This is a genomic window from Bradyrhizobium sp. WU425 (assembly GCF_021052305.1).
Lineage (GTDB): Bacteria > Pseudomonadota > Alphaproteobacteria > Rhizobiales > Xanthobacteraceae > Bradyrhizobium > Bradyrhizobium canariense_D.
On record NZ_CP088089.1, the window covers coordinates 5,340,377 to 5,361,244 of the forward strand.

Genomic DNA, 20,868 nt, shown 5'->3' on the forward strand with positions numbered 1-20,868 from the left:
AGGCAACATGAAACAGACACTGGGCTATTTGGCGCTGCCGCTGCTGATGGCGGCTGCGCTCACCACGCAAGCGCGAGCCGACGGCGAGACCATCGCCGTCTTCACCAAGAACCAGACCAACCCGTTCTTCCAGACGGTGCGAGTCGGCGCGGACAACATGGCGAAGATGCTGAACGCCAAGACGCTGCAGTACATCCCGACCAAGCCCGACAGCATTCCGGAGCAGCTCAGCCAGATCGAAGACGTCGTGGTGAAGAAGCCGAGCGCCATCGTCTTCACGCCGGTCGACTACAAGGCGATGGTGCCTGGCGTCGAGAAAATCAACGACGCCAAGATCCCCGTCGTCAACATCACCGACCGCTCGGCCGGCGGCAAGTTCCTGTCCTTCGTCGGCGCCGACGATTACAGCCTCGGGCTCGAGACCGCGCGCTTCCTGCTCAAGACGCTCGGCGGCAAGGGCAACATCGTCATCATCGAGGGCGTCAAGGGCTCGCTGACCAATGTCGACCGCGTCCGCGGCTTCAACGACGCGCTGAAGGAAAACGCCGGTGCGAAACTGCTGGCCTCGCAGCCCGGCAATTACCAGCGGCTCCAGGCGCTCCAGGTGATGGAGAATCTGATGCAGTCGAACGCGCAGATCGACGGCGTGCTCGCCGCCAACGACGCCATGGCGGTCGGCGCGATCGAGGCCCTCGACGGCGCCAACCGCAAGGCGCAGGTGATCGGCATCAACGGCACCAAGGAAGCGATCGACGCGATTAAGTCCGGCAAGCTGCTCGCGAGCGGCGATTACAACGGATTCTTTCAAGGCTGCCTCGGCACCATGATGGCGATCCGCTCCTTGCGCAACCAGCCCGTCATTGCTGAGATCGTGCTGAAGCCGACCGTGATCACCAAGGACAATTACCAGCCGTTCGACGTGCCGCTGGAGCAACGGAGCTGCCCGACTTTCGAAGAAGCCAGCAAGCTCGGCGGCAAGTAACCAACCGCCGCCATCACGACAAGCCCGGACGGCCGCAGCCGCGGCCGTCCCAAGAAAACGTGATATAAACGGAGACCATCATGCTGTTCGCCATTCACGCCCTCGACCGCGCCGGCGCGCTGCCGATCCGGCTCGCCAATTACGACGCCCACAAGGCTTTCCTGAGCGACACCTCGCGCTTCGGCGTCAAGATCGTGATGTCAGGGCCGCTGGTCTCCGACGACGGCGAGAGGATGATTGGCAGCCTGTTCCTGATCGAGGCGCCCGGCCGCAGCGAGGTCGAGGCTTTCAACCAAGCCGATCCGTTTGCCGCGGCCGACATCTGGGAAAAGGTCACGATCACGGGCTTCCTGCGCCGCCAGGGTTGAAGGCGGCTAAAACAAAAAACGCGAAAACAACCCCATGCACAGTAGAATGAGGTTGTTTTTACACATGAATTTTCCTCGCAAACGTTTTTGACTCGTCGGGCAAAACAGGAGCAGAGTGTCATCCTCGCCCGATTGACGCCCCTGCGCCTCGATCCAGAGCTTTGCGACCGCCCAGACGGCTAGCCGCTCGTCACCGTCGCACCTTCTTCGAGATGACAGGCCACCCACTGCTCGGGTCCAGCCGCGCGCAACGTCGGCTCCTCGGTCCGGCAGCGATCGAATACGTATGGGCAACGGGTGTGGAAGCGGCACCCGCTCGGCGGGTTGATCGGACTCGGCACGTCTCCCTTGAGGATGATGGGATTGCGCTGAGCGCCAGGCTCGGGCAGCGGCACCGCCGAGAGCAGCGCCTTGGTGTAAGGATGCTTTGGCGCGGCGAAGATCTCGTAGCGCGGCGCCACCTCGACGATCTTGCCGAGATACATCACCGCGACGCGATGGGTCATGTGCTCGACGATCGCGAGGTCATGGCTGATGAACAGCAGCGCCAGGCCGAACTCGCGCTGCAGATCCTGCAGCAGATTGACGATCTGGGCCTTTACCGAGACGTCGAGCGCCGACACCGCCTCGTCGCAGACGATCAGCTCGGGCTCGGCGGCGAGCGCACGCGCGATGCCGATGCGCTGGCGCTGGCCACCGGAGAATTCGTGCGGCCTGCGGTTCAGCGCCTCGCGCGGCAGGCGCACGGTGTCCATCAGCGCCGTCACGCGTGTCTCGAGATCGATCGCGGATTTGGCGAGGCCGAAATTGCGGATCGGCTCGGCCAGAATGTCGCGCACGCGCATGCGCGGATTGAGGCTCGAGAATGGGTCCTGGAACACCACCTGCACCCGGCGGCGCATCTGGCGCATCGTGCTCGGATGAGCGTCGTCGATACGCTGGCCGTCGAGGATGACCTGCCCTGCCGTGATGTCGAACAGTCGCAAAATGGCGCGGCCGACCGTCGATTTGCCGCAGCCGGACTCGCCGACCAGCGACAGCGTCTCGCCGCGCGCGATCTCGAACGACACGCCGTCTACCGCATAGACCGATTCGGACTTGCGGCTGAACAGGCCTTTTTTAACCGGGAAGTGCTTCTTGAGGTCGTTGACCTGGAGCAGCGGGGGACTCATGCCGCGACCGCTCCCTTGGCCGCATAATGGCAGGCCGCGACGTGACGTGGCCCCTTCTCTTCGAGCCCCGGCGCATACTGCCGGCAGAGATCGGTCGCGAGCGCGCAACGTCCGGCGAAGACGCAGCCGACGATGGGCTTGCGCAGATCAGGCACCTGCCCGGGGATCTCCGCCAGCCGTCTCGCGGTGCCGGTCAGCGACGAGCCGAGCCGCGGCACTGCGCCGAGCAGGCCCTGCGTATACGGATGACGCGGCGATCGGAACAGGTCCGCCACCGGCGCTTCCTCGACCTTGCGGCCGGCATACATGACCATGACGCGTTCGGCGATCTCGGCGACGACACCGAGATCGTGGGTGATCAGGATGATGGCTGCGCCAACCCGGTGCTTGAGATCCAGCATCAATTTCAGGATCTGCGCCTGGATCGTCACGTCGAGGGCGGTGGTCGGCTCGTCCGCAATGAGAAGCTTTGGATTGCAGGCGAGTGCAATGGCGATCATGACGCGCTGGCGCATGCCGCCGGAGAGCTGATGCGGATATTCACGCACGCGACGCGTCGGCTCGGGAATGCCGACCAGAATCAACATCTCAATGGCGTGCGCCTCCGCGGCCTGCTTGTCCAGGCCCTGGTGGATCATCAGCGTCTCGCGGATCTGGCGGCCGACAGTCAGGACCGGATTGAGGCTGGTCATCGGTTCCTGGAAGATCATCGAGATGTCGTTGCCGCGGATCGCGCGCATCTCGCGATCCGACATTTGCAGCAGGTCCTTGCCCGCGAAGCGGATGCTGCCGGCGATCCTGCCGGGCGGTTCCGGGATCAGCCGCATCAGCGACATCGAGGTCACCGACTTGCCGCAACCGGACTCACCGACGATGGCGAGCGTCTCGCCCTCGTTGACATGGAACGACACGCCTTCCACCGCGCGGTTGATGCCGCTGGGCGTGCGGAAGTGGGTCTGGAGGTTTTCGACTTCAAGCAGTGCCATCGCGATCAGCCCCTCGCCATCAAAGGCTCTTGGCCATGCGCGGATCGAGCGCATCGCGAAGGCCATCGCCGAGCAGATTGACGGCGAGCACGGTGACCGACAGGAACGCCGCCGGAAAGAACACGATGTAGGGCTTGACCTGCCACAGCGCCCGCCCCTCGGCCATGATGTTGCCCCAGGACGGAATGGTCGGCGGCGTTCCCGCGCCGATGAAGGACAGGATCGCTTCCGTGATCATCGCACTGGCGCAAATGTAAGTCGCCTGGATCAGCATCGGCGCCGGCGTGTTCGGCAGGATGTGGCGCAGGATGATCATCGGTGTGCGCGTGCCGCAGGCTACCGCTGCATCCACGTAAGGCTGCTCGCGCAGCGACAGCACCACACTACGGACAAGACGGGAAACCCGCGGGATTTCGGCAACCGTAATCGCCAGAATGACGTTGCCGACGCTGCCGCGTGTCAGCGCCATCAGCGCGATCGCCAGCAGGATCGGCGGGATCGACATCAGGCCGTCCATGAAGCGCATCAAGATGCCGTCGGCCCAGCGGATGAAGCCGGAGACGATGCCGATGGCGAGACCGGCCGCGGAGGCGAAGATCGCAACGGACAAGCCGACCGTGAGCGAGACGCGCGCGCCGAACAGCACGCGTGAATAGATGTCGCGACCGAGCACGTCGGAGCCAAACCAGTAAAGCGCCGACGGCGCGCGGGTGCGCTTGGCCGGCGCAAGTGCGGTCGGATCCACCGTGCCAAGATAAGGCGCAAAAATCGCGATCAGGACGAGTATCAGCAGCAACGTGCCACCGATGGCGACGGTGGGATGGCCCCGCAGCAGGCCGATGAAGCCGCGCCGGATCACGACGGGCCGAAGAATCTCCGGCAGTTGCGGCGCGAGGACGAAGCCCGCCGGCAGCGCTTGCGGATTGACGGTCGTGTCGGTCAATAGCGGATCCTCGGGTCAACGAGCGTATAAACGACGTCGATCATCAGATTGACGAGGACGTAGACGAAGCTGAACAGCAGCACGATGCCCTGGATGACGGGATAATCGCGGCGCAGGATCGCGTCGATCGTGAGCCGGCCGAGGCCGGGAATCGCGAACACGCTTTCCGTGACGACCGCGCCGCCGATCAGAAGCGCAATGCCGATCCCGATCACCGTGACGATCGGCACTGCCGCGTTCTTCAGCGCGTGGACGAACAGGATGCCGCCCTGCCCGAGGCCCTTGGCGCGCGCGGTGCGGATATAATCCTGTTGCAGCACTTCGAGCATGGTGGCGCGCGTGATACGCGCGATCAGCGCGATGTAGACACAGCCGAGTGCGATCGACGGCAGGATCAGGTTTTGCAGCCAGGGCCAGATGCCTTGGGCAAGCGGCGTATAGCCCTGCACGGGAAGCCATTCGAGCTCCAGCGCAAAGACGTAGGCGAGGACATAGCCGACGACGAAGACCGGCAGGGAGAAGCCGAACACGGCAAAGGCCATGATGGCTCGGTCGATCAGGCTTCCCGCCTTCCACGCCGCCAGCACGCCGAGCGGCACCGCGACTACGATCGTGAGCAGGAGCGTGACCGTCATCAGCGACAGCGTCGGCCCGAGACGCTGCCCGATCATCGTCGAGACCGGCAGATTGGTGAAGATCGAGGTGCCGAGATCGCCGTGCAGAATGCGCCAGACCCAGCTGCCGAACTGGATCAGGAAGGGTCGGTCGAGCCCGAGGCTCTGACGGATGCGCTCCACATCCTCCGGACTTGCCTGATCGCCCGCGATCACCACGGCGGGATCCCCCGGCGCGATGTAGAGCAGGCTGAACACGAACAGCGCGACGATCGCCATCACGGGCAAGGTCGAGGCGATACGCCGGAGGATGTAGGAGAGCATCTGGCTTCAGCGCAGGGTCATGCGGATTTCGACACGCCCCAGAAGAACGGCAGCGGCCCTTTCGTGATGCCGGAGACGTTCTTGCGCCAGGCCGTGTAGCTGAGGAAGAAGCCGGTCGGCGCGTAGACGACGTCCTCGAGCGCGACCTTGTTGAGGCGAGCGACCGCGGCCTTCTCCTCGTCGAGGTTCTTGGCCTCGAACCAGGACGTGACCTCCTTCTCGGTGCCGGGGCTGCTCGGCCAGCCGAACCACGCCTTGTCGCCGTTGGCGCGAATGGCGGTGTAGGGCGCCGGATTGATGCAGTCCGAACCTGCATGCCAGGTGTGGAACATGTTCCAGCCGCCCTGCCCGGGCGGTGTCTTCTGCGCGCGGCGGGAGCCGACGGTGCCCCAATCGGTCGCGACGAAGTCGACATTCATGCCAAGCTTCTTCAGGAGATCGGCGGTCACATCGCCGAACGCCTTGGTGATCGGCTGGTCCTGCGCCACCAGGCACGTCACCGGCTGGCCGGAATAGCCGCTTTCGGCGAGCAGCTTCTTTGCAGCGTCAAGATCGCGATTGCCCTTCAAGACTTCGCCGCCCGCCTCGGTGTAGAGCGGCGTATCGGGCGTGAAGAAGCCGGGTAGCGACTTCCACAGCGAATTGTCGTCGCCGACGAGCGCACGCATATAGTCTTCCTGGCTCATCGCCATCAGCACTGCGCGCCGCGCCCGCACGTCGTTGAAGGGCGGATACAGGAAGTTCATGCGGAACGAGCCGACATTGCCGAGGGGATCGCCGATGTCGACGCTGATGTTCTTGTTCTTCTTCAGGACCGGGACGAGGTCCGCGATGGGATTCTCCCACCAGTCGATCTCGCCGTTTTGCAACGCGGCCGCGGCGGTCGCCGGATCCGGCATCACGATCCATTCGACGCGGTCGAGCAGCATCTGCTTGCCGCCGGCGAGCCACGATGCCTTCTCCTGCCGCGGCACATAGTCGGCGAATTTTTCGAACACGGCTTTGGCGCCCGGGACCCACTCACCCTTGGCGAACTTCATCGGCCCCGAGCCGACATAATCGCCGATCTGCTTGAACGGGTCGGTCTGCGCAATGCGCTCCGGCATGATGAAGGCGCAAGGCGAATTGTTCTTGCCAAGCGCGTAGAGCATCTTCGGGAACGGCTGCTTCAGCACCCATTTGAAGGTGCGGTCGTCGACAGCGGTGAGTTCCTGCTGCAGCGCCTTGAGCATCAGCCCCATCGGATCGCGTGCCGCCCAGCGAGTGAGACTCGCAACGACGTCCTTGCTCAGCACCGGCTCGCCGTCGTGGAATTTGAGCCCCGGCCGCAATTTGAACGTCCAGGTGGTGCCGTCGTCGGTCACTTCCTCGGACTCGACCATCTGCCGCTGCGGCTGCAGTGCGGAATCGACGCCGTAGAGCGTATCCCAGACCAGCGCGGCGGCATTGCGCACGACATATTGCGTGCCCCAGATCGGGTCGAAATTGGCGAGATTTGCTTGCGGCACGAAGCGCAGGGTGCGCGCGGAGGCGCCTTGTGCGATCGCAGGGGCCGAGAGGCCGCTCAATGCCAGACCGCCCGCGCCGGCCAGTCCCTTCAATACGGTCCTGCGATCCATGAAATCCTCCCAATAGTGCCGTGATGCCGGCCATCGTTGGCCAAGAACAGGTGAAACCAGAGCTCATTGGCGTGCAAATGGTATGCCACTAACCAGACCTTCGCCAGCGCGATATCCGCACTAGCTGGGCCAGTCGAGACCTCAAAGCGCGGCCGCCAGCACCGGGCCGGTCTCGATATGCGGGATCGCCTCGACCAGCTTGCGCGTGTAGTCGGTCTTGGGATTGTCGAACAACGCCCGGCTCTCGCCCTGCTCCACGATGCCGCCATTGCGCAGCACGATGGTGCGGTCGCAGAGCATCCGCACCACGTTGAGATCGTGGCTGACGAACAGCAGCGCGATGTCGTTCTCGCGCCGCAGGCGGTCGAGCAGTTGCAGCACCACGGCCTGAACGGAGACGTCGAGCGCAGCGGTCGGCTCGTCCAGCACCAGAAGGCGCGGCCGGCAGGCGATGGCGCGGGCGATGCCGACGCGCGCCTTCTGGCCGCCGGAGAGCTGATGCGGAAAGCGCGGCAACAGATCCAGCGGCAGCCCCACGCGATCGGCGCAGTCTTCCACCCGCTTGCGCAGCGCATCGCCCCCACGCATACGATCGAGCCGCATCAGGGGATGGGCGATGCAGTCGAAGGCGGTGAAGCGCGGATTGAGGCTCTCGTTCGGGTCCTGGAACACCATCTGGATATCTTTGCGGAACTGCGAGCGGTGAAAGTCGCGCGACGCCACATGGCCGATCGCCTGGCCGTCGAACACGATCTCGCCCTCGCTCGGGTCGATCAGGCGGCAGATCATGCGCGACGTCGTGCTCTTGCCGGAGCCGGATTCACCGACGAGGCCGACGCTCTCGCCGCCGGCCATCGTCATCGAGAAGTCCGCCACCGCCGCAGCGCCCTCGTCGAAGCGTTTTGCGAGCTTGCGCACTTCCAGCAGCGGCGGAGTCCCGTGGACGGGCTCCCGTCTGGGCCTGCCGATGACAGCCGCGTAGCCTTCCCGCTCCTCTTCCGTCACGAGATCCTCAATCCGGGAGGTCGCGGTTGGCGACGCCGCCACCAGACGCCTGGTATAGGCGTGCTGCGGCGCGCCGAAGAGCGTCCTGGGGCTTGCCTCTTCGACGATGCGGCCGCGTTCCATCACCGCGATACGGCGGCAATATCGCGCCGCTAACCCGAGATCGTGCGTGATCAGGATCGTCGCCATGCCGCGCGCGGCGGCAATCTCCGCCAGGAGGTCCATCACCACTTTCTGCGTGGTGACATCGAGTCCGGTCGTCGGCTCATCGGCGATCAACAGCGCGGGATTGCAGGAAATCGCGATCGCGATCATGACACGCTGGCACATGCCGCCCGAGAGTTCGTGCGGATAGGCGTTCATCCGCGTCTCGGGGTCGCGGATCTGGACGGCGCGCAACAGCTCCAGCGCTTCGGCGCGGGCGGCATCCTTCGATATCCGCTTGTGCGTGAGGATCGCGTCCGCGATCTGCAAACCGATCGCGCGGATCGGATTGAGCGCCGCCCGCGGGTTCTGGAAGATCATCGACATCGCGGCGCCCTGGAGCTGCCGGAGATCGTCACCCCTGAGTTTTGTGACGTCCTGCCCGCGAAACAGTATCTTGCCTGCGGTGACGCGGCCGGCCGCATCGAGCAGCCGCGTCGTGGCAAAACCGGTGACCGACTTGCCAGAGCCGCTTTCGCCGACGAGGCCAAGCATCTCGCCGGCTTCGACCGTGAGCGTCACACCGCGCACGGCCTCGACCATCCCTCGTCGCGTCGAGAATTCGACGTGGAGGTCGTCGATCCTGAGCAATTCCTCGCTCATGTGCGCATGCGCGGATCGAGAATGTCCCGCATCCCGTCACCGAGGAGGTTAAAGCACAGCACGGCCATCATCAACGCGAGGCCCGGAAAGGCCACCAGCCACCACCGCCCCGTCGAGATGAAGCGCGCCCCCTCCGCGACCATGATGCCCCATTCCGGGGTCGGCGGCTTGACGCCAAGGCCGATGAAGGAAAGACCGGCGGCGTTCAGGATCGCCCAGCCGAGGTTGAGTGAGATTTGCACCGCCATCGCCGGCAGGATGTTCGGCAACAGGAAGCGCAGCACCACCGAGAAATGACTCTCGCCGCAGGAACGCGCCGCCTCCACCCAGCCGACATTGCGCCGGACGTTGACCTCGGCACGGGCGAAGCGGATGTAGAAGGGCAGATTGATGATCGCGGTCGCAATCACGATGTTCTCGATCCGGTTGCCGAGCGCCGCAACCATCGCCATCGCCAGCACAAACAGCGGAAAGGCCATCATGACATCGACGAAGCGGCCGACCGAGCGGTCGAGCCTGCCGCCGGCATAGCCGCAGAACGAGCCCACGACGGCGCCGATCACGAAGGAGATGCCGACCGCCGAGACCGCGATGGCCAGGTCGAGCCGTGCCGCAACGACGAGGCGGCTGAACACGTCGCGCCCGAGCTGGTCGGTGCCGGCAAGGTGCGCCGCGCTCGGCGGCTGCAAGGCCTCCGAGACATTGGAGACGATGGGATCATAGGGCACGAGCCACGGTCCGAAGATCGCGACCAGGACGAACAGCAGGACACCGGCCGCGGCGACGCCGGTCAGCGGGTTGCCGCGCAAAATCCAGACCGAATGGCGGAGGGTTGCGCTGGTCATCCGATCGACACCCTGGGATCGGCGATGCCGTAGCAGATATCGACGACCAGATTGACCAGCACGAAGATGCCAGCCATCAGCAGCACAAATCCCTGCACCGGCGCATAGTCGGACGACAGCAGCGCATCGAGCGCGTAGGAGGCAACGCCCGGCCAGGAGAACACCTTCTCCACCAGGACATTGGCGCCAAGCATCGTCGAGAACACGATGCCGGCAATGGTGATGACGGGAAGGATCGCATTGCGCAGCGCATAGGTGACGACGACCTTCTGCCAGGACAATCCGACGGAGCGCGCGGTGCGCACGAAATCGCTACCGAGCGAGACCAGCATCGAGGCACGTGTGATCCGCGCCAGCGGCGCGATGACGAACAGGGCCATGCTCAGCGCCGGCAGGATCAACTGCTTGCAGGCCGCCCACCAGCCTTCGATGTCCCCCGCGATCAGGAAATCGATCGACAGGAACCCGGTGCGCTGCGGCGGCAGTGAGGTGAAGACGTCGATCCGCCCGGTCGGATCAGGCGCAAGACCGAGCAGATAGTAGAACACATAGATCAGCAGCAGGCCCGAGACGAAGGTCGGCACGCAGACGCCGAGCGCACAGAACAGCCGCACGCCGTGATCGACCAGCGATCCCGGTTTCAAGGCTGCGACCACGCCGAGCGGGACCGCCGCGATCAGCGCGATCAGCAGCGCCGTGAAGGTGAGCTCCAGCGAGGCCGGCAGCCGTTCGCGAAGGTCCTTCAGGACCGGCTGGCCGGTCATCATGGAGCGGCCGAGATTGCCGCGCCCGATATCGGACAGATAGAACACGAGCTGCTCCGGCACCGACTTGTCGAGCCCCATCTGCTTGCGGATCTGCTCGATCTCTTCCTTGCCGGCATTGGGCCCCGAGGCGAAGAACACCGCGGGATCTCCGGGGAGGACCCGCATCAGTAGAAAGGTGAAGACCAGCACGCCGAACAACGCCGGCAGCGACGACAGAAGCCGCCTCCCCGCCCGCGCCACCGTCGCACCAAGACCTGTCATCACCATTCAGAGCCCTTGCATGTCGAGATCACTTGCGGCTGACGTCCCGATAATCCACTTGGCGATGGAACTCGTAGGTATAACCCTCGATCGACGAGGCCATCACGGCGTCCTGGTTCGGCTGCCACAGCGGGATCTGCGGCATCTCGCTGAAATGGATCGCGTTGAGCTTGCGGCCATCCTCCTCGTACTTGGCCTTGTCGGGCTCGAAGCGCGCTTCCTGCGCGATCGTCGCCAGCTCCGGATTGTTGATCGAGCTGTAATTCCAGCGCTGATTGCCCGTGTAGAAGTTGCGGTAGAAGTAATCGGTCGAGGGCAGCCAGGCGACGATGCCTTCCGTGAACAAGGGCAGCTTCTTCTCGTTGATCTGCGTCGACATCTGCGCGTCCGGCAGCTTCTGGATGTCGACCTTGATCCCGATCTTGGCGAGCGATTCCTTCACGAGGGCCGCCATCGGCTCGGCGGTCGAGGCCTGGCCGACGTTGAAGCTGAAGGTGGTCGAAAAACCCTCCGGGAGTCCAGCAGCTTTCAGATACTCCCTCGCCTTGTCGAGATCGGTCTTCACCGGCGCCTGGAACGGATAGATGCCGTTCAACGGCTTGCCATCCGGCCAAGTCGCACCGAACAGCGGGGCTCCGCGACCGAACAGGGCAGCCTTGAACATGTCCTCATAGGGCAGCGCGAAGGCGACGGCGCGGCGGACGTTGACGTTGTCGAAAGGCGGGATCTGGTTGTTCATCGAGACGAAGGTGATCGAATTGTATTGCGGCGTCGAGATCACCTTGAGCTTGCCCTTGGCTTCGAGCGATTGCACGTCGCTGGCCTGGAGATCAACGACGAGATCGGCATCGCCACGCTCGACAAGATTGGCGCGGGTCGCGGGCTCCGGCACGGACTGCACGATTACGCGCTTGAAGAACGCCGGCTTGTCGGGCGAGCCGCGGTTCCAATCCTCGTTGCGCTTGATGATCACTTGCTCGCCGGGCTTGAAGCTCTCGATGACATAAGCACCGCTGCCGGCGGTGTGCTCCTTCAGCCAGGCCGTGGCCCATGGATCCTCTGGTGTCGCATGCTCCTTGGCGACTTTCGAGTTGATGATCAGCGGGTAGACGGTCGCGAGATTCGGCAGCGCGAGCTTGTCGGGTTTTGGCAGCGTCACTTCGATTGTGAGGGGATCAATCACCTTGAACTGGTCAGCCGACGTCAATGATCCCGTCAGCAATTGTGCCTTGCCGAGGATCGGCGCGGTGACGCAGCGATCCAGCGACCATTTGACGTCCTCGGCGGTCACGGGCGAGCCGTCCTGGAACTTAGCATCCTTGCGCAGACGGAACGTCAGCTTCAGTCCGTCCGGACTGACGTCGTAGGATTCGGCGAGCTCGCCGGTGATCTTGTCGAGATCGAACACCCATTTGCCGTTGAGCTGCTTGCGGCCGAACGCCACAAGGCGGTCGTAAGTGCTCATGCTCAGTGCGAAGGATTCCCGCGTCGAGCCCGGGATGTTGGGATCGAGCGTGTTGACCGATGCACCGGTGACATAGCGCAGCGTCTCCGCCCTGGTTTGCGCTTGCGCAGGCGCAGCGGCGACAAGCAGAAGCGCAGTGGTGGCGAGCACGGAGGATGCCATCCTGAAAGACACAAAACGCATTCGTTTTCCCCAAAATTTTCGACAAGAACGCCGACAGGACAGGTGAAGAAAGAAGCAAGTTGCGCGCCAGTCTCTTGATGCGCTCTTGTGGACGCTTTGTCGCGGCGGCGCATGGACGATCATCGCGATTCCTCCAAGTTTCGCGCTGGCCGCGTCACCACGGCCTGCGGCACGTCATAGGCGCGAAGCGAGGCCCAATGCCGTTCGACATCGGCACGAAACAGGCCGCGCGTCAGGCCATTCACTAGCTTCGGCGCCGCGGTCGTCATCGCGTTGATCGACGATCCCGACGGACCGAAACTCATGGTGGAGGCGATGGCGAAGAGATGGATATTCGAGATCCACGGCGTATCGCCCGCGACACGCTCGGTGAAGGCATAATCGTCGGCGAGATAGGGAAAGCGACCGAGCCGCGCGCTGCGCTCGCTCTCCGGGGGCTGGTAGCGGTCGGCCCAGGTTGCGATATTGCCGGCAAATGCGCGCAACTCGCCACGGGCGGAAAAATCCATGTCGATGCCGGTGCCGCAGATGACGAAATCCGCAGGTATGGCGCCGCGCGGCGTCTGCAATTCCACACCACGATCGGTCTCGCGGGCCGCCTCGATCGGGGCGCCCTCGTGCAATGTGAAATTGGCGTGATTTGCGCAGCGATCGTAAGTTGCCTGCGGAAAGCCTTCGCGCATGTCGAGGATGGTGCGCATGAAGCGCCACCGCCAGGCATCGTCGAGATCGCTGAGATGGCGGAGGAAGCCGCGGAAAGTCAGCCAGCGATAGGGTTGGATCAGCTGGATCTGCGCACGACGACACAGCAGGTGCACCTCCGCCGCGCCCGCTTCCAGCGCGGTTGCTGCGTTGTCGAAGGCAGATGCGCCGGCACCGATCACGGCGACGCGCTTGCCGCGAAGGTTTTCGAAGTCGACGTCGTCGGCGACGGTTGCGACCGAGCTCATGGGCAGATGGCTCAGCGGCTCGGGGATCATCCAGTTCCCCATCCCCTCCTGCCCCGTCGCAAGCACGATCTTGCGCGCATGGAGTGTCTCGACGCCATCGCCACGTTTCACGCGTGCGGCCAGCAAACCATCCCGCGCCGGCCGGATTTCCAGAAGCTCGCTCCCGTTGCGCACCGGCAAGCCGACTGTGCGCCGCAGCCAGAGCAGATACTCAGCCCAGTGGCCGCGCGGGATCAGGTCGAGTGTCTGCCAGCTCTCCGTGCCGAAGCGGGCCTCATGCCAGGATTGATAGGTCAGGCTGGGGATGTCGAGGTCAGGTCCCGTATAGTCCTTCGGGCTGCGCAGCGTCGGCATGCGGGCATAGGCGAGCCATGGCCCCTCCTTCCCCTCCTCGGCCTTGTCCAGCAGCAGGATGTTGCTGACGCGGGAGCGCAGCAGGCCGAAGCCGATGGCGATGCCGGATTGACCGGCGCCGATCACGAGCACATCCAGCGCCGGCTTGCCATCCGGTCCCGTCTTCGGTTCGAGCCAGGCGGCACCGGGATGCGCGATCCGCGCGAGATCGGCGCGAACGTTCGCTTCCAGCTCTGTCAGCGCATCACTCATGCCGCGAGCCAGCCTCCGTCGACCACCATCACGGTGCCGGTCGTAAACGAGGAGGCATCGCTTGCGAGGTGGAGCGCGGCCTGCGCGATCTCATCGGCCTGGCCGAACCGCTTCATGGCATGGCGGTCGCGGGAGGCTTCGCGCACCTCGTCCGCATTGGCGTGGCGCGCAAAGCTGCGGCGAAGCATCGGCGTGTCGATCGCACCGGGCGCGATGGCGTTGACGCGAATGCCGTCCGCCGCGAAATCCACCGCCATCGTCCGGGTCAGGCTGACAATCGCGCCCTTGGCGGCGATATAGGCACTGTTGCCCTTGCCGCCGGCAATCGCAAGCTGCGACGCCAGCGTGATGATCGAACCGCTGTTCTGCCGCTGCATCTGCGGCACGGCTGCCCTCGCCCACAGCCAGGTGCCGCCGACATTGGTGCGGAACACCGCATCCCAATCGGTGGGGTCCGTTGTCAACACGGTGCCGCCACAGGAGAAGCCAGCGGCAGTCATCAGGATATCGAGCTGGCCGTGCCGTGCTACCACATCATTTGCCACCGCCTCGGCGAAATCGGCATCGCCGACGTCGCCAATATGCGTCGTTGCCTCGCCGACCAAGCTCAACGTTTCCTGAAGTCCGGCTGGATCGCGATCGACCAGAGCAAGACGTGCGCCCTCTTCCGCGAACAGCTTTGCACTGGCGCGGCCGATGCCGGAGCCTGCGCCCGTGATGATGGCCGTGCGCCCCTGCAGCCGCATCTCAGATCCACTCCTTATGCTGCGTCAACCAGGCGCTCATCGCGGCCGCCGACTCGGCGCAGCCGAACTGCGCGCGCCAGCCGAATTCATCCGCCATCCGGTTCACCGACAGCGGCGCGCGATAGGGCCCATGCAGCTTGATGACGGTTTTCTCGCCGGGCGCCGCGACCCGGCACTCCAGGCCGGGATGCAACGCCGCAAAGGCCTCGCCCCATTGCAGCGCAGGCCAAAGTTCTCCGCGGGAGATGTTGTAGAGCCGGTGGCGCGGCCGCTCGGCTTCGATCAGCAGTGCGACGGCCTCGGCCGCATCCGGCGCGTAGATCCAGTCCCGCATGCCCGCTTCAGGCATGATCGCCGGCTCGCCGCGCGCGAACGCGGCCAAGATCTGGAACTGGAGGCTTGGCGTGTCGCGCACGGAACTCGGTCGCTCCCACGGTCCGAATAGCGCGCTCAGCCGCACATTTAGGAAATCACCGCCGAAGAGCTCGGCGTGACGCGCAACCGATCGCTCCGATGTGAACTTGCTGATCGCGTAGAACGAGACCGGATCGCAAGGCGTGTCCTCGTCCAGAATCTCGACCCGCGCGCCCGCGGCGCCATAGGCCGATGCCGAGGAGAGATTGACGACCCGGCGCACGCCATGCCGGATCGCGGAGAGCAGGATCGGGATCTGCGCCATCACGTTGATCTCGAGAACGCGCGCGGTCGATGCCCTCTCCAGTTCATCACCGGCGGTGATGGCCGCGCCGAGCACGATCGCATCAACTCCTTCGGCGATGAGGGCATCGATGGCATCTGCGTCGGTGATATCGCCCTGCACCGCTTTGAGCCGTGCGCCGTAGTCGGCAAGAGACCGCCGCGCGGATGGCGGCAACTCTGCACGGTCGTACAGCGTCACGTCATGGCCGCGCGCGAGCAGCGCCTCCGCAACATTGAGCCCGACAAAGCCGGTGCCGCCGAAGATGACGATCTTCATCGCGCGCGATCCACCGTCACAGTAGCTTCGCTCCGAAATTGCGCTCGGGATCCATGTCGGCCACGAGCCGCCCCGTCGGCATGGCCGCCTCGCCGCCGCTGCGTGCCAGGAACTGGCCGCTGCCTGCGCTCGCGAGGCACTTGTTGCCATCGATGATCACTCGGCCACGCGACAGCACCGACACCGGCCAGCCCTTCAGCTTGCGGCCTGCAAACGGCGTGTAGCCGGCAAGGTCGTGCATCATCTCATCGGCGATCTCGACCTCGCGATTAGGATCCCAGATTGCAATATCGGCATCGGCGCCGACCGTGATCGAGCCCTTGCGCGGATGCAGATTGTAAATCTTGGCCGGCGCCGTCGACGTCAGTTCGACGAACTTTTCCAGGCCCAGCCGCCCGTTCGACACCATCGCGTCGAACAGCAGCGGCAGGCGCAGCTCCAATCCCGGCAGGCCATTCGCGACCTGCTTGAAGTTCGGATTGGGGCCGGCGCGCAGCTTGCCGGTCTCGTCATAGCGATACGGCGCGTGATCCGACGAGATGGTCTGGAGATCGCCGAGCGACAGCGCCTGCCACAGCGCCTCCTGGTCTGAATGCGTCCGCGGCGGCGGGCTGCACATCCACTTGGCTCCTTCCACCTCGGGCTTGTCGAGATCGGCTGCGGTGAAGAACAGGTATTGCGGACAGGTCTCGGCAAACACCTTCAACCCCTGCCCGCGCGAATCGCGGATCACCTTGGCGCCTTCGGCGGTGGAGACGTGGAAGATCATGATGGGCTGGTCGATCAGCGCTGCCATGCCGATCAGCCGGGTGAAGGCTTCCGCCTCCGACACGCGGGCGTGGCTGACGGCGTGGTATTTCGGCATCGTGTAGCCGCGCGCGAGCAGGCGCTTCACCATCCAGGCGATGATGCCGTGATTTTCGGCGTGGGCGCACAACATCGCGCCGGACTGGCGTGCGGCAAGAAGGATGTCCAGCAGCGGCTCGTCGTCGACCTTGAGCCGGTCGTACGTCATGAAAATCTTGATCGAGGCGTGGCCCTGCTTCACCAGCGCCGGAATATGCTCCTCGACCGTTTCCTTGGTCGCATCCGCAATGATCATGTGAAAGGCGTAGTCAATCACGGCGCCCTTCTTCGCCAGCGCGTGGTAATCCTCCACCACCTGCGGCAGCTTCATGCCGACATGCTGGGCCGCAAACGGGATCACCGTGGTCGTGCCGCCGAAGGCCGCCGAGACGGTCGCGCTCTCGAAGGTGTCGGCGTTCATGATGCCGGCAGCGGACAATTGCTCGATATGGGCGTGGCTGTCGACGCCGCCGGGTAGAACGAGTTTCCCGCGCGCGTCGATCTCGCGCTTCGCAGCCGGAAGCCCGCGGCCGATAGCGGCGATGGTCTCACCGGAGATGGCGACATCGGCTTCAAAGACGTCGGTCGTCGTCGCGACGCGCCCACCGCGAATGATCAGGTCGTAAGCGGGTTCAGTCATGAGGCACTCCATGATAGGCTCAAGCCAAGTGATCGAAATTTTGCAGGAAGACCAGCATGTCCCGACCGCGCATTCTCGTCATCAATCCAAATTCCAACCCTGCGGTCACGCGAGGGCTGGAGGACGCGCTGAAGCCGCTCGGTTTCGAGGGCGGGCCGGAACTGGTCTGCCAGACGCTGGCCGAGGGTCCCTTCGGCATCGAAAGCCAGGCCGATGTCGATGGCGTCGCCATGCCGCTGCGGCGGCTGGTCGAGGGCGACAACAGCTCGGCGGCCTTTGTCATCGCCTGCTACAGCGATCCCGGGCTTCAGGTCTGTCGCGAAGGCACCGACCGCCCCGTGTTCGGCATCGCCGAGTGCGGCGTGCTGACCGCACTGGCTCGCGCCGAAACCTTTGGCGTCATCGCGATCGCCCAGCGCTCGATCCCACGTCACATGCGCTATCTCGGGCAGATGGGACTGACCGAACGGCTCGCCGGCGAGCGGCCGCTCAACATGAGCGTCGCGGAAACCGCCTCGGGCGAAGGCACGCTGGCCAAAATGATCGAAATCGGCCGCGCGCTGCGCGACGAGGACGGCGCCCGTGCCATCGTGATGGGCTGCGCCGGCATGGCACGGCACCGCCGCCCGCTGGAAGAGGCGCTCGGCATTGCCGTGATCGACCCGACACAGGCGGCCGTCACCATGGCGCTGGGTACGGTGCAGTTCTCGAACCACTAGGCGTCCTTCAGCTCTTTGGCGTCCTGCCGCGCGAGCCATTGCGCGTGGCTCTCCCGGACAAGCGCGAACGTATCCCGCTGCGTCGTGTAGAGATTGCCGAACATGCGGCCGATCGGCCGGTAGGCGTCGAGATCGACATACATGTTGGCCTCGTCGACGAGGCCCTCGCGGGCGTGAACCCGGAGCACCTCGCCGACCAGCAGTTCGCGATCGGGCGAAAAATTTAGGGCGACATGGCGCCGGCATTCGAGCGCAAAGGGTGCCGCGGCGAGGCGCGGCACCTTCACGTCTACAGAGGGAAGCGTCGCCAGCCCTGCCGCGGCGACCTCGCTGTCACCGGACGGGAAATCGACCGCGCAGTCATTCATCGCCGCGGAGAGCGCCTCATCAACCATGTGAACGACGAACTCGCCGTCGCGATGGATGTTGCGGGTGGTGTCCTTCGGGCTGTGATCCGGCTTGTGCTGAAGCCCGAGCACGATCAGCGCCGGAGTCTCCGAAAACACGTTGAAGAAGCTGAACGGCGCGGCGTTGACCGCCCCGTTGGCATCGAGCGTCGTCACCAGCGCAATCGGCCGCGGCACCACCACGCCGCAGAGCAGCTTGTAGCGGTCGCGCGGATCGAGCTCGCGCAAGGATATGCCGGATGTGCTCTGGCCAGTCATCGACGTCACGTCTCCGGCGGCGGCACCGCGCCGGTACGGCTGGTGATCAGGCCGTAATGCTCGATGCGGCGGTGCTGCGCGAAATTGAAGATCGTGGTCTTGCCGAAGGTGGTGGCATCGAGGTCGCAAGGATGGACCAGCAGTTCGTCCTCCTCCGTCTTCGCTTCGGCGACGATCTCGCCGTTGGGATCGACGATCAGGCTGCCGCCGAACAGCGGGTGTCCGTCCTCGTTACCGGCCTTGGCCACCGCGACAACCCAGGTCGCGTTCTGATAGGCGCCGGCCTGCGCCGAGAGGCGGTTATGGAACAACCGTTTCTCGACGCCTTCATCGCTCCTCTCCGCATTCACCGACGGCGTGTTGTAGCCGATCAGCACCATCTCGACGCCCTGCAGGCCCATCACGCGATAGGTCTCGGGCCAGCGCCGGTCGTTGCAGATGGCCATGCCGATGATGCCGCCCAGCTCGCGCCAGACATTGAAGCCGAGATCGCCCGGCTCGAAATAGCGCTTCTCCAGATGCTGGTGCGAGCGCTTGGTGTCGTATTCCACATGGCCCGGCAGATGGATCTTGCGATATTTGCCGACGATCTTGCCGGATTTGTCGGTGAGAACAGCAGTGTTGAAATGATGCCCGTCCGGCGTCAGCTCCGCATAGCCGAAATTCATCGCCATCTGGTGCTGCGCCGCGCGCTCGAACAACGGTTTCGTCGCCGCGTTCGGCATCTCGCGCTCGAACCAATTGTCGAACTCGGCCCGGTCCTCCACGTACCAACGCGGAAAGAAGGTCGTGAGCGCCAGTTCCGGATAGACGATTAGGTCGGCGCCCTTGCTCTTGGCCTCATCCATCAGCGCGATCATGCGCTTGACCACGGCCTCGCGGCTGTCCGCTTTCTGGATCGGGCCCATCTGGGCGGCGGCAACATTGACGATACGCATCAGCGATTTCCTGGTGATGTCTTTGAGCTAAGCTACAGTTTCAAGCACGTGCCGGCGCGCGCAGCATAACGCAGCATCGCCCGGACTTGCCAGCCGGCGCCTGCACATCGGCATCGTGTGCGCTGCACGCTCCATCCTCATGTCTGCTCCTCATCCGCAATATCGAGACCGTGGTCCAGCGCGTCCAGAAGCTGCCCGGCCTCATGCTCGGAAATCACGAGTGGCGGCGCGAGGAACAGGGAAGTCTGCTCGCCGCTGGTCCCGATCACGGCGCCCGCCTCCAGCGCCCGCTCCGCGACGCGCGAGGCAATCGGCACCTCGGTGGTGTCGGCATGCCAGGAGCGCCAGTCCGGCCCGTGCAACTCCACGGTCCAGTGCAGCCCCTGCCCCGCCAGGCGCTGCACGCTTGGATGTTTCTGCGCGATCGCCAGAAGGCGGCGGGTGAACAGCTTTTCGAGACCCCTGACGTGCTCCAAAATCTCGTCATCGCTGATGACTTTCAGATAGGCGCTGACGGCAGCCATGCTGATGGGATGCCCGCGCAACGTGCCGTAATTCTGCCAGCTCGTGCCCTTGAGCCGCTCGACGATGTCTTTCGACACCACGACCGCGGCAACCGCCGCCGCGCCACCGCCGAGCGATTTTCCGAGCGTCACGATATCGGGACGACTTTCGGCTCCCTGGAACGCGAACCAGCGCCCGGCACGGCCCGCACCAGTCACCACTTCGTCGGCGATCCAGTAGGAGCCGGCCTGCCGCGCGCACCGCGCCACCTCGTCCTGATAGGCGCCATCGTAGTAGATGCCGCCTTGCGTGTAGTCGATGATCGTCGCTGCCGTATCCGAAAGCAGGCGCGTGGCATCGGCCAGATATTCGCTGGGGGGAACATTGTTGGCCGGCGCGCCGTAGATCGCGCCCTGCGGCGCCGGCAATATCCGCACCGGCGCCATCGGCGCCGGCAGCTTCGAGCCGCCTGAGTGCACCGCGAGGCCGCCATGCCATTGCGGCTGCACGGTCATGCTGCGCGACAGGCCCGTAATGCCGTGATAGGCGCGTTCGCGCGTCGCCAGCGCGGACCGCTGCGTCAGGGCCTGACAGAGCGACAGCGCCATGTCATTGGCCTCGCTGCCGCTGATGCAGAAGCGCACCGCACCGACCCAATCGTCTTCGCCCTTGAACGCGGTGGCCATCAAGTCGTCAGCCGCCTGCTCGCGGCCGACCCAGGTCCAGCCCTCGTTCACGACGGGCGTATCCGCGGCGCGGCGGATCGCCTCCACCATCGCGGGATGACGATGTCCGAGACCGCCGGCGGTGTTGCTGCCGTCGACGAGCTTGCGACCATCCGACAGATGAAAATAGACGCCCTCGCCGCCGACCACGTCCATGGGCGCGCTGTCGCCGGCATTCAGCCCGGTTCGCAACAATCTGCTCATTGCAATCC

Annotated in this window: 19 protein-coding genes; 3 read left to right on the top strand and 16 right to left on the bottom strand. The window is 64.6% G+C overall.

Annotation, left to right across the window (positions count from 1 at the left end; all coding sequences use genetic code 11):
• Positions 1–7 precede the first annotated feature (7 nt).
• Complete coding sequence (locus BcanWU425_RS25980; RefSeq protein ID WP_204510788.1) at positions 8–982, top strand: sugar ABC transporter substrate-binding protein; 975 nt, start codon at positions 8–10, stop codon at positions 980–982.
• A gap of 80 nt (positions 983–1,062) precedes the next feature.
• On the top strand, positions 1,063–1,350 hold the full coding sequence (locus tag BcanWU425_RS25985) for a YciI family protein (protein ID WP_018458696.1): 288 nt from the start codon (positions 1,063–1,065) through the stop codon (positions 1,348–1,350).
• A gap of 179 nt (positions 1,351–1,529) precedes the next feature.
• Here the strand turns inward: BcanWU425_RS25985 and BcanWU425_RS25990 are convergent, their stop codons facing one another.
• The 13 genes from BcanWU425_RS25990 to hydA form a co-directional block, all read right to left on the bottom strand.
• Positions 1,530–2,522: an ABC transporter ATP-binding protein gene (locus BcanWU425_RS25990; RefSeq protein WP_204510787.1), complete on the bottom strand. Its 993-nt coding sequence runs from the start codon at positions 2,520–2,522 to the stop codon at positions 1,530–1,532.
• Entirely contained in the window at positions 2,519–3,508 is a 990-nt protein-coding gene (locus tag BcanWU425_RS25995) for an ABC transporter ATP-binding protein (protein WP_204510786.1), read from the bottom strand. Before BcanWU425_RS25995 ends, BcanWU425_RS25990 begins: the two co-directional genes overlap by 4 nt.
• Before the next feature lie 19 nt (positions 3,509–3,527).
• Entirely contained in the window at positions 3,528–4,451 is a 924-nt protein-coding gene (locus BcanWU425_RS26000) for an ABC transporter permease (RefSeq protein ID WP_204510785.1), read from the bottom strand.
• Positions 4,448–5,389: an ABC transporter permease gene (locus tag BcanWU425_RS26005; protein ID WP_204510784.1), complete on the bottom strand. Its 942-nt coding sequence runs from the start codon at positions 5,387–5,389 to the stop codon at positions 4,448–4,450. Before BcanWU425_RS26005 ends, BcanWU425_RS26000 begins: the two co-directional genes overlap by 4 nt.
• 17 nt (positions 5,390–5,406) lie before the next feature.
• Complete coding sequence (locus BcanWU425_RS26010; RefSeq protein ID WP_204510783.1) at positions 5,407–7,008, bottom strand: ABC transporter substrate-binding protein; 1,602 nt, start codon at positions 7,006–7,008, stop codon at positions 5,407–5,409.
• Positions 7,009–7,149: 141 nt separating this feature from the next.
• Complete coding sequence (gene nikE / locus BcanWU425_RS26015) at positions 7,150–8,820, bottom strand: nickel ABC transporter ATP-binding protein NikE (protein ID WP_085352390.1); 1,671 nt, start codon at positions 8,818–8,820, stop codon at positions 7,150–7,152.
• A complete protein-coding gene (locus BcanWU425_RS26020; protein ID WP_027569265.1) occupies positions 8,817–9,665 on the bottom strand; it encodes an ABC transporter permease in 849 nt (282 codons plus the stop codon). Before BcanWU425_RS26020 ends, nikE begins: the two co-directional genes overlap by 4 nt.
• Entirely contained in the window at positions 9,662–10,696 is a 1,035-nt protein-coding gene (locus BcanWU425_RS26025) for an ABC transporter permease (RefSeq protein WP_377786573.1), read from the bottom strand. Before BcanWU425_RS26025 ends, BcanWU425_RS26020 begins: the two co-directional genes overlap by 4 nt.
• A gap of 25 nt (positions 10,697–10,721) precedes the next feature.
• On the bottom strand, positions 10,722–12,341 hold the full coding sequence (locus BcanWU425_RS26030) for an ABC transporter substrate-binding protein (RefSeq protein ID WP_085352389.1): 1,620 nt from the start codon (positions 12,339–12,341) through the stop codon (positions 10,722–10,724).
• 119 nt (positions 12,342–12,460) lie between these two features.
• Positions 12,461–13,897, bottom strand: coding sequence for an NAD(P)-binding domain-containing protein (locus BcanWU425_RS26035; protein ID WP_204510781.1), 1,437 nt, complete (start codon positions 13,895–13,897; stop codon positions 12,461–12,463).
• Positions 13,894–14,643: an SDR family oxidoreductase gene (locus BcanWU425_RS26040; RefSeq protein WP_204510780.1), complete on the bottom strand. Its 750-nt coding sequence runs from the start codon at positions 14,641–14,643 to the stop codon at positions 13,894–13,896. Before BcanWU425_RS26040 ends, BcanWU425_RS26035 begins: the two co-directional genes overlap by 4 nt.
• Before the next feature lies 1 nt (position 14,644).
• The gene (locus BcanWU425_RS26045; RefSeq protein ID WP_018458684.1) at positions 14,645–15,619 is read right to left on the bottom strand and encodes an NAD-dependent epimerase/dehydratase family protein; all 975 of its coding nucleotides are present in this window, start codon (positions 15,617–15,619) and stop codon (positions 14,645–14,647) included.
• Between the two features lie 16 nt (positions 15,620–15,635).
• Positions 15,636–17,105, bottom strand: coding sequence for a dihydropyrimidinase (gene hydA, locus BcanWU425_RS26050; RefSeq protein ID WP_204510779.1), 1,470 nt, complete (start codon positions 17,103–17,105; stop codon positions 15,636–15,638).
• Positions 17,106–17,161: 56 nt separating this feature from the next.
• Here hydA and BcanWU425_RS26055 point away from each other — a divergent pair, with 56 nt between their 5' ends.
• Positions 17,162–17,824 (top strand): aspartate/glutamate racemase family protein, encoded by a 663-nt coding sequence (locus BcanWU425_RS26055; protein ID WP_204510778.1) that lies wholly within the window; start codon positions 17,162–17,164, stop codon positions 17,822–17,824.
• Here the strand turns inward: BcanWU425_RS26055 and BcanWU425_RS26060 are convergent.
• From BcanWU425_RS26060 to BcanWU425_RS26070, 3 genes are all read right to left on the bottom strand, one after another.
• Entirely contained in the window at positions 17,821–18,489 is a 669-nt protein-coding gene (locus BcanWU425_RS26060) for a flavin reductase family protein (RefSeq protein ID WP_026233636.1), read from the bottom strand. The two genes, BcanWU425_RS26055 and BcanWU425_RS26060, sit on opposite strands and share 4 nt — an antisense overlap.
• Before the next feature lie 5 nt (positions 18,490–18,494).
• On the bottom strand, positions 18,495–19,427 hold the full coding sequence (locus tag BcanWU425_RS26065; protein WP_018458680.1) for an N-carbamoyl-D-amino-acid hydrolase: 933 nt from the start codon (positions 19,425–19,427) through the stop codon (positions 18,495–18,497).
• Positions 19,428–19,564: 137 nt separating this feature from the next.
• Positions 19,565–20,860 carry an aminotransferase class III-fold pyridoxal phosphate-dependent enzyme gene (locus tag BcanWU425_RS26070; protein WP_231188685.1) on the bottom strand — a complete coding sequence of 432 codons (1,296 nt, stop codon included), beginning with the start codon at positions 20,858–20,860 and terminating at the stop codon, positions 19,565–19,567.
• Between the last annotated feature and the right edge of the window lie 8 nt (positions 20,861–20,868).

Bases quoted from the DNA above. Each gene is read 5' to 3' on its own strand.
- hydA (WP_204510779.1), bottom strand. From the start codon at position 17,105: ATGACTGAACCCGCTTACGACCTGATCATTCGCGGTGGGCGCGTCGCG.
- BcanWU425_RS26060 (WP_026233636.1), bottom strand. From the start codon at position 18,489: ATGACTGGCCAGAGCACATCCGGCATATCCTTGCGCGAGCTCGATCCG.
- BcanWU425_RS26035 (WP_204510781.1), bottom strand. From the start codon at position 13,897: ATGAGTGATGCGCTGACAGAGCTGGAAGCGAACGTTCGCGCCGATCTC.
- BcanWU425_RS25990 (WP_204510787.1), bottom strand. From the start codon at position 2,522: ATGAGTCCCCCGCTGCTCCAGGTCAACGACCTCAAGAAGCACTTCCCG.
- BcanWU425_RS26055 (WP_204510778.1), top strand. From the start codon at position 17,162: ATGTCCCGACCGCGCATTCTCGTCATCAATCCAAATTCCAACCCTGCG.
- BcanWU425_RS26005 (WP_204510784.1), bottom strand. From the start codon at position 5,389: ATGCTCTCCTACATCCTCCGGCGTATCGCCTCGACCTTGCCCGTGATG.
- BcanWU425_RS26010 (WP_204510783.1), bottom strand. From the start codon at position 7,008: ATGGATCGCAGGACCGTATTGAAGGGACTGGCCGGCGCGGGCGGTCTG.
- BcanWU425_RS26030 (WP_085352389.1), bottom strand. From the start codon at position 12,341: ATGCGTTTTGTGTCTTTCAGGATGGCATCCTCCGTGCTCGCCACCACT.
- BcanWU425_RS26020 (WP_027569265.1), bottom strand. From the start codon at position 9,665: ATGACCAGCGCAACCCTCCGCCATTCGGTCTGGATTTTGCGCGGCAAC.
- BcanWU425_RS25980 (WP_204510788.1), top strand. From the start codon at position 8: ATGAAACAGACACTGGGCTATTTGGCGCTGCCGCTGCTGATGGCGGCT.
- BcanWU425_RS26070 (WP_231188685.1), bottom strand. From the start codon at position 20,860: ATGAGCAGATTGTTGCGAACCGGGCTGAATGCCGGCGACAGCGCGCCC.
- BcanWU425_RS25995 (WP_204510786.1), bottom strand. From the start codon at position 3,508: ATGGCACTGCTTGAAGTCGAAAACCTCCAGACCCACTTCCGCACGCCC.
- BcanWU425_RS26045 (WP_018458684.1), bottom strand. From the start codon at position 15,619: ATGAAGATCGTCATCTTCGGCGGCACCGGCTTTGTCGGGCTCAATGTT.
- BcanWU425_RS26065 (WP_018458680.1), bottom strand. From the start codon at position 19,427: ATGCGTATCGTCAATGTTGCCGCCGCCCAGATGGGCCCGATCCAGAAA.
- BcanWU425_RS25985 (WP_018458696.1), top strand. From the start codon at position 1,063: ATGCTGTTCGCCATTCACGCCCTCGACCGCGCCGGCGCGCTGCCGATC.
- nikE (WP_085352390.1), bottom strand. From the start codon at position 8,820: ATGAGCGAGGAATTGCTCAGGATCGACGACCTCCACGTCGAATTCTCG.
- BcanWU425_RS26040 (WP_204510780.1), bottom strand. From the start codon at position 14,643: ATGCGGCTGCAGGGGCGCACGGCCATCATCACGGGCGCAGGCTCCGGC.